Here is a 244-nt window from a genome sequence, read left to right as displayed (position 1 = left end):
CGAGCAAGCCCGCTCCCACGTTGGTTTTGCATTGCCATCGCAAGAAATGCATCCAGCACCCGATCAAACTCGCCCGTTCTCGACTTCGGTGATCAACACCAGCAATTCGTACGCCTGAACTTCGGCTGCCCGCGCTCGCTGCTCGAAGAAGGCATCGCCCGCATGGAGCACGCCCTGACTAACCACAACTCCTGAACCCACAGCAGATCCCCTGTGGGAGCGGGCTTGCTCGCGAAGGCGGTGT

General features: G+C 60.2%; 1 pseudogene. It reads left to right on the top strand.

Annotation, left to right across the window (positions count from 1 at the left end):
* Positions 1-195: pseudogene (locus PseAD21_RS30145) on the top strand (hypothetical protein); the annotation flags it as partial.
* Between the last annotated feature and the right edge of the window lie 49 nt (positions 196-244).

Source organism: Pseudomonas sp. AD21 (assembly GCF_002878485.1).
GTDB lineage: Bacteria > Pseudomonadota > Gammaproteobacteria > Pseudomonadales > Pseudomonadaceae > Aquipseudomonas.
The sequence above is the reverse complement of the archived record's forward strand: the minus strand, read 5'-3'. Positions and strand labels throughout refer to the sequence as shown.